Below are 13433 nucleotides of genomic sequence, written 5' to 3' on the forward strand. Positions count from 1 at the left end.
TTTGCAACCAAAAATGAAAAGGCATAATAAGAGTAGGCTTGTTTTATTCATGGTTCTATATCAATAGTCAAGTCAGTTTCCGTTTTTCTAATTTTTAGAATTCATGGGTACTTCTACTCTGAAATAAAAGTTATCAAAGGGTGAAAAAAAGCGAAATCCACTACGTTTCTCATTTTTTTTATAGTAATCATTATAAACCCTTAACGAAACTCAGGGTTTTCAAACTCCCAACGGTCACCATCATTCCATTTACTTCGAGAATTGCCATAAGCAGGGTAGCCCCCTTGGTTTTTAAGCATAGCCGCAAGATGGAGTAGGTTATAGGTCATAAATGTAGTATTTCTGTTTGTGAAATTAGACTCAAAACCAACGGGTGGATTAATTTTTTTATCTTTCCATTCGGTGTCGCCATAACTTGGTCCGGGACCTACTTCACCTATCCAACCGCAGTCGGCTTGTGGTGGAATAGAGTAGCCCACATGTTGTAAAGCATATAAAATACCCATCGCACAATGCTTTACACCATCTTCATTACCAGTAATGACGCAGCCTCCTACTTTGCCGTAGAATATATATTGGCCTTTGTCGTTGGTTTTTCCACTCATCGCATAAAGGCGTTCAATGAGTTTTTGTGTTTCAGACGATTTCTCTCCCAACCAAATTGGGGTGCCAACAATTAAAATATCGGCAGAAATTATTTTTTTGAAGAGTTCAGGCCATTCATCTGTTTTCCAGCCGTAATTGGTCATGTCTGGATAAACACCACTGGCAACATTGTGATCAATTAACCTAATATTTTCGATGGCTACCTGTTCATTTTTCATAATCTGCCTAGAAATATCCATAAGTTTCGAGGTATGACTAGTAGCTGGTGATTTTTTTAAGGTGCAGTTTACATAAACTGCTTTTAGATGGCTAAAGTCTGGTTTTTTCATTGGTACTATGGTATTAATTAATAGACTATTAATCAGCGCTAAGCTAAGTTACACATTTTTAGTGTGCTCTAAAGCATTGAAGTATTGGTTTTTATTGCTCCATTATTAAAAAAAGGGTTTAAAAATATGTTGGTGTTAACAAAGATGATTATTAAAAACTTAGAGAAGTTAGGTTTTAATTGAATCAGCATGAAGTGAAAGTTACCAAAGGTTATAAATGATAAAAGCACAAACAAAAAGGTTTGTGCTTTTCTTAATACTTTTAATAATGGTTTATGTAATCTCTAATATAAAGTTTTAGCTCACAGACTCAAACTGTTATTAAATAAAATAATTTATATTTTATAGATAAAACCTAGACTAATATTACGTCCTATATTAGCAATGCCATCGGCTTTTAAACGTGATAAATGATGCACATAGCTCTTATTCGTTATATTATTTGCAGAAAGCGTAAAAGAAAGTATGTTATCAAATAGTTTAAAATCACCACCAAAACCAGCACTTAATAAGGCATAACCATCGGTTAGTGTTTCAAAGACACTCACGTTGGTTTGCTTAAAAGTGTTTCGTAATTTAACAAAGGTATAGCCATTGTTAATCCAAGCTTTTTCAAATTCTATTCTAATGGTATTGGTTATACTGTTTGCTGGAATTAAAGGTAAAAAAGCACCGTTATTTTGTTTTCCAGTTACGGTTTCAAAACTGGCTTCAAAATGCAACCAGTCTAAAGGGTGCGGATGGATATGTAAGCCAACTTCACCACCATATAAATTAGCATTCTGTTGCAAATAATCATAAACAGGTGCAGCGTCTATCACATCGCCAGTAGGTGAGAGGTAAATATAATTGGAAATGCTGTTGTAAAAGCCATTAACGAAAAGTTCTACATGCTCATTTTTAAACTCTAAAGACAGATCGGTTTGAAAGTTTTGTTCGTTTTCTAAATTGTTATTACCTATTTCAAAACGGTTAGTCCCTTCATGTGTTCCAAAACTGGTAAGCTCGGCTAAGTTTGGTGCGCGATAGCCAGAGGCTAAATTCAGTCTGGCTATGATGTTTGGTGTGATCGCTGTCTTTGCTCCCAAAGCCCCATTAAAACTGCTAAAATCACGATTTACACCCTCTAAAACTCTAATAGCTCTAGTATCAAACCTGGCACCTAATTGCACATCGACTTTATTAAAATGTATGTGTGCGGTCGCTAAAACACCAATATCATTAGTCGTTGCATCTGGAATCAACGTTTCTTCACCGTAATTGGTATTGACTTGATGCATGCCCTGCAATCCAACAATCGTTTCAAATTTACCTAAGGTTGGTAGATTATATTTTACATCATAACTCGCCGTTTTTAGCTTCATTTGCAATGCAGCTTCGCCTATTTCTTCTTCTTCTTCTTCATGCATTTCTGCTGTTTCTTCTTCCTCTTCCTCATGATCGTGATGTTCTTCAAATTCCTTTCGATCATTATAAGTAAATCCTAGATTAACATCAAAACTAGAATTATTGAGAAATACTTTAGACTTCAAACTAAAGATATGATTGGTTAAATCTTGATAAGGTAATAAAGGGGTTCGGGCTGTCGATTGCTCGCCAATAGCTTCAGGAATACCTAATTTTGAACGGTTAACATTATAGCGGAAATCTGTCTTAAATCCAACAGTTTGATATCCAATACCTGCCTTAAAATCTTGCTCTCTAAAACGCGTATTAGTCACCTGGTAATTTTCAGTATCATAATCTGAATGTTCTGAAAGACCCGCTCTAAAAAGGAATTTTACTTTTTCTGCGGAAGCTTTAAAAGCTGCCGATGAATTATAGCCTTGGGTATTACTGAAATAATTCCCACCAATTTCACCTTCACTAGTGTTTTTTAAAGCATATTTCTCAGGATTAAAATACAACACACCACCCAGAGCATCACTACCATAGAGTAGAGAAGCGGGGCCTTTTATAACTTCTACACTTTCAATACCAGCGCTATTAATTCCTAAGCCATGTTCGTCTCCAAATTGTTGATTTTCTAATCGAATGCCTTGGGTGTAAACCAAAACGCGATTGGCCGAAAGTCCGCGAATAACAGGTTTCCCTATGCTTACACCAGTTGAGACGCTCTCTACGCCTGCAATAGTGGTTAAACCATCAGATAAGGTTACTGCACCTTGTCTTTGCAATTCTGAAAGGGCTTCTCGTTCAACCTTCATTACATTTTCAGATTGTAATTTATGAAATGGAGTAGAAATAATAAGCTCTTCCATTTCTATAGCAGAAGGATTTAGTGGGATGGCTAAGGTTTCGGTTGTTGGGATTGTAATTTTTTTTGAAACCGTCTCAAAGCCAATGATAGAAATGATTAATGTTTGAGTGCCTTGAGGTATTTCGGTTAAAGAAAAAGTACCGTTTTCGTCAGTTACTGTGCCTTTGTCTAATTGCGGAATGTAAACGGAAACAAATTCTAAAGCCTCGTTCGTTTCATTGTTTGTAATAAGGCCATTTATGGTATTTTGTGCCAAAGCACTTGATAGTACTGTACACAGTACTATCGTGAATAGATATTTCATTTAAATAAAGTTTAGTTTAATAAAATTGAAATGCTGCCATTTCAACAAAGAAAAAAATAAAGTATTAAACTAATTGTGGCGGACCACGAAGTGAAAACGGAAGTTTTTGAAAGGCGCTAACAAATTCGTATTGAGAGCTTAATATGTTGTGATTATCTTCTGTAAAACCAAATGCGATTTCTTTAAAAGTAACAGTATAAACCGTATTTAAATTGAATTTATAAAATTCGCATTCTAAATCGATATTATGAAAATGGGTATCCTGTGGATTGTCACAAACCTCATGTTTGTGATTCTCAAAAATATGATTAAACTTAACAGCAGCAGGCAACATCACGGCTAAAACGAGTATTATAGCGAGTGATTTAATGATGATATGTTGCTTTATATGTTGCATTTAATCTACAAAACGCCCTAATCCAAAACGGCGTATCATTTTCTTTTCGAACTCCCAGAAAAATTTACCTTGGCCTAAAATATAACCAAAGCATACCAACAGGATTTGGTAGAAAATGAGTCCAATAATAATATATAATATCCAATAAACATATATATTTAAGTTTTCTTTAGTAATTCCTAGGAGTTTAATTACAGGCCTACCAACAAAAAGAGAGGAAGATCCTGTAATCGCAAAAACAATAAAAATGCGAATCATTTCCCAACGGTATTTAACCACCCATTTTTGTTCTAATTTTTTAAAAATAAGTAGGCAAAGTCTTAATAAAAAAAAGGTTATGAGAAACGCAAAAGCAATTTTAAAACCAATATGGTATTCTTCACGAAATAAACCAGTGATTTTGTAAGCGGAGTAAAAAAGGCCTAAAAGCCCTAAAACAGGAAAGAGTAGCTGCCAATTTTTCTGAATTTCCCAACGCTGTTTAAATTGCTCCATAGTAAAATTTTATGGGTGCAAATATAAATTAATTTTGAGGAACTCTGCCACCTAAAAGATTTTGATTATAGGTGTTTTGAAAGTAAATAAAATAATTATAGAGCTTATAATTTACATCGTAGCCATAATCGACGCCTTGCCTATAGTTTATTTGAAGTTCATATAAATTGTCGTTAAAACGTCCTGGTTGTAATACTCTGGAATTCCATTCTTGCACATAACGAATATTCTTAGTTTCTAAATAGTTTTGTGTGTAAAAACCTTCTGGCTTTGCAATAGTTATTAACCACGTGTTAAAACCAGGCTCTATAATGATGATGTCGTATTCTAATTGATCACTCGAAATTTTCAAGGTATCACCAACTTGCGCTTCAGGCTTTTCAACTGTATTTGTATCTGTCGTTTCTTTTGATGAGTGACATCCAAAAGCAATAGTCAATATTGATACTACTAATATTAAATTTTTCATAGTTTAATTTTGAATAAAGATACAAATAAAGGTGGATCAATAAAAGCGAGAAGAGCCAAACAAGTGTTTGGCTATTGATAATACTATGTTTATTTTAGCGTGAGTCAAATTATTATTTTCCTCCAAAAAGACCACCTAGTAGCCCCCCAAGGCCACCTTTTTTCTTAGAGCTACCTAATACCATACCGGCGACATCATCTACAATGCTCCCGTCACCATCTGCGTCAAGAATGGATTCTAAAAAACTTTGTTCTTTTTGATTTGAGGAACCACTTAATAAACCACCTAATAAGCCGCCAATATCATTAGAAGAATTTACATTTTCCTGTTTAGCTTGTTTCCCCAGAATGCCCATCAAAATTGGTGCTGCAACTTTTAAAATGTTTGCTACTGTGCTTGCGTCTAATCCAGATTTTTGACCTATTACCCTTTCAACACCTACCTTTTTCGAGCCTAAAACATGATCTAAAATTTTAGCGCCATCTTGCTTCACTTCATCATCAACACCTCCGCCAAATAGACTGCCAAGGTGGTCTAAAATGCTACCATCATGTTTGCCTTGAATTGCACTCATTAAGCCTTCGGCACCTTCAGGTGTGGCTGCATTACGTTTCATTGCAGCCATTAATACAGGTAAAGCCATCGTTAAAACACTACTTGTTTCTTTTGTGTCATTTCCTGTTGATCTTGCAACGCCACTAACGATAGTTTTTCCTAACTCACTATCTAATACATCTAAAATTCCTGCCATTATGTTCTTGTTTAAGTTAAAATTTGATGGAAAAAAGATACATAAAAAAAGCCGCAACGTTATAGTTTGCGGCTTTAATTATATTAAAAACTAATTGTTTTATGGATAAAACGTTTTATTTAGTTAAAGTAGTATGTCTTTAATTTGTGTTGCTAATTCGGTACCTATTCTATCTTGTGCTTCATTAGTTGCAGCTCCAATATGTGGTGTTAATGAAATTCTTCCATTCATTAATAACTGTACAGCGGGAGTGGGTTCATTTTGAAAGGTATCTAAACCTGCAAAGGCTAATTTACCGCTTTCTAACGCATTAACTAATTCCACTTCATTAACGACTCCACCACGGGCAGCGTTTATGATCACAGAACCCTTTTTCATTAAATCAAATTCTGCTTTACCAATAACATAGTCTTTTTGAGCTGGTACGTGAAGTGTTACAAAATCAGATTCTTTTAAAACGGTTTCCATAGGTTGCGTTTTAATATTGAAGCTTACCGCTTGGCCGTCAAAAAAATCAACAGTTACTTCGGCACCATCAATAAACATATCAGCTGCTATTACTTTCATTCCAACACCTAATCCAATTTTAGCAACTTCCTGTCCAATACGACCAAAGCCTATAATACCTAGTGTTTTACCTCTTAGTTCAACACCTTTAGCGTAGTTTTTCTTTAACTTATTAAATTGAGAATCTCCATCTAAGGGCATGTTTCTATTAGAATCGTGTAAGAAACGGACGCCGCCATAAAGGTGAGCGAACACTAGTTCTGCAACAGATTGTGAAGAAGCAGCAGGTGTATTGATGACCTTTAAACCTTTATCGCGAGCGTACTCAACATCAATATTATCCATACCAACGCCACCACGACCTATAATCTTTAAACTAGGACAGGCATCGATTAACGGTTTGCGAACGGTTGTTGCACTTCTTACTAGAAGGACAGTCACCTCATTCTCATTGATAAAATTAATTAATTGCTCTTGTGCTACTGTTGTAGTAATCACTTCAAATCCTGCGGCTTCTAAAGCGTTAATTCCGCTTTGAGAAACACCATCGTTTGCTAATACTTTCATTGCAATACTTTATTTTTAATTCCTACATTTTCGATAATTATCGAGGGAGAAGGAGTCTATTACTATTTTATTTATGTTAAGTTCTAGTCGCACTAATACCGGCGACGGCAACTTGAATATTTTTATGCTTTAGCTTCCAATTCACTCATAACCTCCACTAAAGCCTTAACGCTATCAATCGATAATGCATTGTACATTGATGCTCTGTAGCCTCCAACACTTCTATGTCCATTAATGCCGTTAATTCCTGCCTCTTTAACCATTGTTTCAAATGTTTCTTTTAAGTTTTCACTTTCCAGAGTAAACGTAGCATTCATATTCGAACGGTCTTCTTTTGCTGTAAACCCTTTAAATAGTGGGTTTAAGTCAATTTCCGAATACATAATACGCGCTTTCATTTCATTCACTTCTTCAATGGCTTTAATACCTCCAAGGTTTTTTAACCATTCCAGCGTTAACATCGAAGTATAAACGGCGAAAACAGGTGGCGTATTGAACATACTGTTTTTAGAAATATGTACTTTATAATCCATCATTGATGGAATTTTACGCGATACTTTTCCTAGAACCTCTTCTTTCACTACAACTAAAGTCGTACCTGCTGGTCCCATATTTTTTTGAGCCCCTGCATAAATTAAATCAAACTGGGAAAAATCAAGTGTACGAGAGAAAATATCACTGCTCATATCGCATACCAAAGGAATGTCTACTTTTGGAAAGCTTTTCATTTGGGTTCCAAAAATGGTATTATTTGAAGTGACATGCAAATAATCATAATCTGAAGGCACATCGTAGCCTTTTGGAATGTAGTTATAATTAGACGCCTTAGAAGAAGCGACCTCATAGACATCATCATAAATTTGGGCTTCTTTCATCGCTTTATCTGCCCAGGTTCCTGTATTTAAATAACCGGCTCTTTTTTCTAATAGATTAAGTGCCACCATTAAAAACTGCGTGCTCGCGCCACCTTGTAAAAACAACGCTTTATAACCTTTGCCTTCTAAGCCTAGAAGTTCTAATGCTAGCGCTCTGGCTTTTTCCATCACATCAACGAAAGCTTTACTTCTATGCGAAATTTCTATCAAGGATAATCCGTTATCAAAATCTAATAAAGCTTCTGAGGCTTTTAAAATTACTTCTTTTGGCAACACGCAAGGACCTGCGCTAAAGTTATGTCTCATCATAATTAAATAGTGTTGTTTTTAGCGTTACAAAGGTGCTAAATAATCTATGATTTTTTGTTATTAAAATGATAAATTATCCGCTATAATTTTAACAAAAACGCAATGGTATCCACTTCATCTGCATAATCCCAAAGCGCTGGTTTTTGTGTGTTTCCAAATGTGATCTCTTGGGAAGAGAAGCCTTCAGCAACAATACATTGGACATTATCTGCGTGGTTTTTTAGTTTTTCCTGAAGCGCTACTTTAGTATCATAATATTCATAAAACACAGTAGCAATAGGAGATGCGAAACTCTCATCTTCCTTAATCATGAGAAATCCGTTTTCCAACATCTCAAATTCACTCATTAAATAAACGGCTTTGTTATAATCGTAATTATTAGCATATTTAGATTCGTTAATGATGGGATGCCACTTGTACATGGCTTCAAAAAAAGCATCGAAAGCATAGCCTCTTGGAAGAAACAATTTGGACACATTTCGGCAACCTAATCCATAGTATCTAAAGATATCATCAGAGAGGTTTTCCAGTTCTTCTTTGGTTTCCTTGCCATTTAAAACAGCAACAGAGTTTCTGTTTTTTCTTATAATTGAAGGTTTGCCTTTGAAATAGTATTCAAAATAGCGTGCTGTATTATTGCTTCCTGTAGCGATTACCGCATCAAAATCACTGAGTTTTTCTTCTGTAAATTGTATTTTTCCTTTAAATTCAGGCGCAATGTATTCTAAATACTTGGCTAAAAAAGGAAGTAAATTTTTGTCATTTGAAGATTGCTTAACCACAACGCTATGTCCCGAAATTAATACCGCTAAGAAGTCATGAAAGCCAACTAAGGGGATGTTTCCTGCCATGATAATCGCAACATTTTGCGGATGGACATTAGTAAAATCATATTTTGACGTCCATTGGCTCAATTGACTGTCAGTAAGTTCATTCGCCCATCCGTTTAAAGCAAAAACGATATTCTTTTTCGTAAACCAGCCATTATGTTCTTGTGCTAATTTAATCTGGTGTTTAAAGCCTTCAAAGAACAAATCGTTATGTAAAACAGTTTCATTTTTTTGAAAATCTTCACTAGTGAATTGCTTTATAAAAGCACCTAATTTTGAGAAAGCGTTAATTCTTTGTTGTAATTCCATCAGCTATTTGCGTAAGACTTGTTTTGTCATTATTTTTGCAATGCAAATTTAGATAAAAATAAGCTATATGGCGATTATTATAACAGACGAATGTATAAACTGTGGTGCTTGTGAGCCAGAATGCCCAAATACTGCTATTTATGAAGGTGCTGACGACTGGAGATATAAAGACGGAACAAGCTTAGAAGGTAGTGTTGTTTTACCTAATGGTAAAGCTGTGGATGCCGAGGAAGCTCAGGAACCAATAAGTGATGAAATATATTATATCGTCCCAGACAAATGTACTGAGTGTAAAGGATTTCATGATGAACCACAATGTGCTGCAGTTTGTCCTGTAGATTGTTGTGTCCCAGATGACGATCATGTAGAGACTGAAGCAGTCTTATTAGGAAAGCAAAAATTCATGCATCCTGAAGATTAATTTATACGGTATTATCAATTAATAAAAAAATCCTACACAACGTTAGGATTTTTTTGTGCCATTTTTCTGGCGACCATAACGTACGTATCAAACATATACGACGGTTTGTCTATACATTCAATGAGTTCAAAATCATTTAGATATAAAAATAATTCCCATTCGTTTTTAGTGAAAGCACGTACTTCAGAATCATCTTGTGTAATTAGTTTCTTACTGTCCTCAGTTACTTCATAATACTTTGCATTCCAATTAAACATGATATTATTTGAGGTCGTCGGTGTTAAAAAGCTTTCTCTATAGTATGTTTTTTGTTTGTAAGTAGCAGCATGTTCCATGTTAACACCCCCTTTAATAGACTTAATAAACCGATTCGCATCAATGAAATCGAAACACAGAATCCCTTGATTTTCTAAATTGTTATAAATAGCATGTAACGCGTTATGAACATTTTTATTTGAAAGTAAGTAGCTTGAAGTTCTACCAGTAATAATAATACTTTGCGTGGTTTGATTTAATTTGAAATCACGCATGTCACCTTGTATAAAATGCTTTTTAGAAAGCTTTTGGCTTGCGAGGGCCACCATATCTGCACTATAATCTAAACCGTGGTAGTCAAAACCATTTGCTACAAAATATTTTGCGAGGTTGCCCGTACCTGAACCCATTTCTAAAACCTGATTTTTTTTATACTTATTTAATAGCGTACTATAAAACAGGTATTCTTCCTCATAGTTTATGAAGGTTTGATACATGGCATCATAGAGGTGTTCCAATCCGTTTGTGTAGAGACTTTGCATGTTTTAAAGATAAAAAAAATGCTACTCAAATTGGAGTAGCATTTTAAATAATCACAATAAATTAGTGATTTAGAATTTATAGTTTAACGATAAATTAAACATCGTTCCTAATTGACTAAAGTGGTACCCATCGTAAGTCATTTGAGAATAACGTTGGTTAAAGGTAATAAGGTTAGACTGGTTTTTAGTTTGCGCTGGATCGGCTAAAATGGCTTCTCCTGCTGCATTCTCTGCTTTAAACTCCCATTCTGGTAAAACGTTTAGTAAATTATTGACGTTTAATGCGATGGTTAGTTTTTCGGTAGCATTATAGTTAATACCTAAATCTGTAACAATCTTAGGAATAAATTCCGTTCTTAAATCGTTACTCATACCTTGTTGTTTAAAGGTTGTTTTTCCAAAGTACGTGTTGTTTAAAGAGAACCCAAATTTATTAATATCATAATTAGCTCCTAAGATCCATTTTGTTACTGGTCTTGAAGTAAAGAATAAGGCTTCCTGTGTGTCGTTAACTACAGATTGGCCAGAATTGGCTACTAAAGGAATGTCTTTCACAGCGCCATCTCTCTCATTTTGAATGGTGTAGTTTCCAGATAAATTAAGATCTAATTGACCACTACCTAATCCAATGTTTCTTTTTGATAAAACAACATCAATACCAGAAGTTCTGGTGTCTATGGCATTAGAGAAAAAACTAATGTCACTTAAGTTGTTTTCGTCTAAAAGGATATCTAATGGGTTTGTTGGATCTCCACTAGGTCCAATTTCTGCCCCTAAAACAATACGATCTTTAACTGCTATGTTATAATAATCTAGAGTAAAACTTAGGTTGTTATCAAATTTACCGCCTACACCAACGGTAAAGTTGTTTGAGGTTTCTGCATCCAATTCTGGAATTCCTAGTAATTTTGCCTGAGTAGAAACATTGTTTATTAAGCCACCAACTTGTATGCCAGAACCAGCAATAAAGCTATACTGCGCTTTTTGTGTGTAAATTTGATGTAATGTAGGTGCTCTAAAGCCCGATGATACAGAAGCTCTTGCTGTTAATTGTTCATTTATTTTTAAACGAGAACTTAATTTATAAACAAAGGTATTCCCAAAATCTGAATAGTTTTCCGTTCTAATGGTTCCACTCACTAAGAAGGCGTCACTCACATCAAAATCTAAAGAGAAGTAACCCCCAAAGTTATAGCGGTTAAATTTACCGGAATTTTGAGGAGCATTACCAGCAAAAGAATCGGCGCCACCACCATCATAAGAGGCTAAGCCACCTTCAATTACTTCAAAGACCTCATTTCGAAACTCGGCACCAAAACCAATACTTACTTTATCAGATAGTAATCTTGAGATATCGATATTTCCCACATTATGAGTAAATCGTGTTCCGCCAGGATCAAATGATTGCGGACTGTTTTCTCTATATAAAGGCGAAAAACTTATTTCACCATCATCAATAACATGATCCCCATCAGTATCAGTCCAGACAGGATCAGAGGCAACATCATTTGGATTATGAGACTGATTCACCTTATACGTTTGTGTGTTGCCACCAGTAGTATAACTTAAATCGACATTCCAGTCATTTATTTTTGTTTTAATACCAACGGTACCATTATAATCATTTAATAAGCCTTCAAACGTTGGTACGTAACCGTCATAGCCACCAGCCGTATTTGGATTTTCCCCTGGAAAGAAGTCTGCTAAGTAAGGCATATCATCAACTGTTCTCCAATACGGTGTTCTATAATTAGCAAAACTGTTTACTTTTTTATAGACATAAGCCGTATTAAAATACAGCTCGGTATTCTCGCTTAAATCAAAGCCACCGTTAATTAAGAATTTAGAGGCAGCCGTTTCAGGAGAGCCATTTATGTTTCCTGCATCTGGACGACGTCCTAAAAATTCATTAACAAATGCAATATCAGCAGGAGTTCCTCCTGTAAAATCTGCAACTTCACCAGAAGCATCAACAGTTCCAGGTCTGTTAGCCAAATTTACTTTAGATAAATCTATAGTATAATTTATAAAACCTTTACCGTCTCCAATTTCAGAACCATTATTTACAGCTATTCCTACCATTTCACCATCGCCTTCAGAAGTAATTCCCGATCTTAATGTCGCAGAACCTAAGTTAACATCGTCTTTTAAAATAATATTCATTACACCGGCAATCGCATCCGATCCGTATTGAGCAGAAGCACCATCACGAAGTATTTCTACACGCTCTATAGCATCTGTAGGAATGGCTGAGATATCTGCACCCGTTTCACCTCGTCCTGGAGACGTTTGTGTATATAATAAGGCACTTAAATTTTTACGCTTACCGTTAATAAGGATTAAGGTTCTAGAAGGTCCCATATTTCTAATTTCATAAGGGTCTAAAAGGGATGTTGCATCATTAACAGGTGTTTGTACCGTATTAAATGATGGAATTCTATATTGTAATGCTTTATCAAAAGAGGCTTGTCCCGTAGATATTAAATCGTTAGAAGAGACAACGTCTACTGGCAGTGGCGTATCGACACTACTTCTTGGTGCGGTACGAGATCCTACCAAGATAATTTCTTCTAAGGCTTCACCGTCAGATAAGGTGACATTAATGATCGACTGGCCATTAACGGCGACTTCTTTTTTAGAATAGCCTATCGAGCTAAAAACTAGTGTACTAGAGCTATTTACTGTTAACGAATAGTTACCATCAAAATCTGAAGCGGTTCCATTATTGGTTCCTTTTTCTACGATATTAACTCCTGCAAGACCGTAACCGTCTGCATCTGTAACTTTACCAGAGACTGTTTCTTGAAGGTTATCAAGAATATTGTCGACTGTAATATTAGAGGTGTTAAGATTAGCGATAAGCCCTTTTACTTCTAGTGTATCACTTTTCTTATTATAGATTACATAATACTTGTTTCCTAAATATTCGAAACCTAATCTGGTTTTGTTTTCCAGTTTTCGAATGATTCTTTCCAATTTGTTGTAATCATATTTTTCTGGATCAAGAATAGTTCCAGAGACTAACTCTGGGTTATAAGTAAAAAATACATTGTACTCTTCACTTAGTTTGTCTAAAAATTCTGCTAGAGGAATAGACTTGTCCTCTCTAGTGGTTTCTGTGTTTTTTGTATTTGCATACGTATTTGTTATTCCTAAGAATAGGAATAACAATAAAAACAGTCGAGGGGTTTGTTTAAATGTCATAAT

Annotated in this window: 12 protein-coding genes; 1 reads left to right on the plus strand and 11 read right to left on the minus strand. The window is 35.1% G+C overall.

Features of this window, described 5'->3' with window-relative positions:
• Positions 1–200: 200 nt before the first annotated feature.
• The 9 genes from GQ46_RS01395 to GQ46_RS01435 all read right to left on the minus strand — a co-directional run bounded on the left by GQ46_RS01395 (position 201) and on the right by GQ46_RS01435 (position 9008).
• A complete protein-coding gene (locus tag GQ46_RS01395; protein WP_044397669.1) occupies positions 201–935 on the minus strand; it encodes a flavodoxin family protein in 735 nt (244 codons plus the stop codon).
• Between the two features lie 335 nt (positions 936–1270).
• On the minus strand, positions 1271–3499 hold the full coding sequence (locus GQ46_RS01400) for a TonB-dependent receptor (RefSeq protein ID WP_044397670.1): 2229 nt from the start codon (positions 3497–3499) through the stop codon (positions 1271–1273).
• A 64-nt stretch (positions 3500–3563) separates the two neighbouring features.
• Complete coding sequence (locus tag GQ46_RS01405) at positions 3564–3896, minus strand: hypothetical protein (protein WP_044397672.1); 333 nt, start codon at positions 3894–3896, stop codon at positions 3564–3566.
• Positions 3897–4391: a DUF6787 family protein gene (locus GQ46_RS01410; RefSeq protein WP_044397674.1), complete on the minus strand. Its 495-nt coding sequence runs from the start codon at positions 4389–4391 to the stop codon at positions 3897–3899. It lies immediately after the preceding gene.
• Positions 4392–4419: 28 nt separating this feature from the next.
• Entirely contained in the window at positions 4420–4860 is a 441-nt protein-coding gene (locus tag GQ46_RS01415) for a DUF6146 family protein (RefSeq protein ID WP_044397675.1), read from the minus strand.
• 112 nt (positions 4861–4972) lie between these two features.
• On the minus strand, positions 4973–5611 hold the full coding sequence (locus GQ46_RS01420) for a DUF937 domain-containing protein (RefSeq protein ID WP_044397676.1): 639 nt from the start codon (positions 5609–5611) through the stop codon (positions 4973–4975).
• A gap of 123 nt (positions 5612–5734) precedes the next feature.
• Positions 5735–6685 carry a D-2-hydroxyacid dehydrogenase gene (locus tag GQ46_RS01425; RefSeq protein WP_044397678.1) on the minus strand — a complete coding sequence of 317 codons (951 nt, stop codon included), beginning with the start codon at positions 6683–6685 and terminating at the stop codon, positions 5735–5737.
• Between the two features lie 122 nt (positions 6686–6807).
• A complete protein-coding gene (gene serC, locus GQ46_RS01430) occupies positions 6808–7869 on the minus strand; it encodes a 3-phosphoserine/phosphohydroxythreonine transaminase (RefSeq protein WP_044397681.1) in 1062 nt (353 codons plus the stop codon).
• An 80-nt stretch (positions 7870–7949) separates the two neighbouring features.
• A complete protein-coding gene (locus tag GQ46_RS01435) occupies positions 7950–9008 on the minus strand; it encodes an acyl-CoA reductase (protein WP_044397683.1) in 1059 nt (352 codons plus the stop codon).
• Between the two features lie 67 nt (positions 9009–9075).
• Between GQ46_RS01435 and GQ46_RS01440 the strand changes: the two genes are divergently transcribed.
• Positions 9076–9429 (plus strand): 4Fe-4S dicluster domain-containing protein, encoded by a 354-nt coding sequence (locus GQ46_RS01440; protein ID WP_044397685.1) that lies wholly within the window; start codon positions 9076–9078, stop codon positions 9427–9429.
• Positions 9430–9461: 32 nt separating this feature from the next.
• Here the strand turns inward: GQ46_RS01440 and GQ46_RS01445 are convergent, their stop codons facing one another.
• On the minus strand, positions 9462–10226 hold the full coding sequence (locus GQ46_RS01445) for a class I SAM-dependent methyltransferase (RefSeq protein WP_044397687.1): 765 nt from the start codon (positions 10224–10226) through the stop codon (positions 9462–9464).
• A gap of 69 nt (positions 10227–10295) precedes the next feature.
• Positions 10296–13430, minus strand: coding sequence for a TonB-dependent receptor (locus GQ46_RS01450; protein WP_082041690.1), 3135 nt, complete (start codon positions 13428–13430; stop codon positions 10296–10298).
• Positions 13431–13433 lie beyond the last annotated feature (3 nt).

It is taken from the genome of Lacinutrix sp. Hel_I_90, assembly GCF_000934685.1.
Classification (GTDB): domain Bacteria; phylum Bacteroidota; class Bacteroidia; order Flavobacteriales; family Flavobacteriaceae; genus Lacinutrix.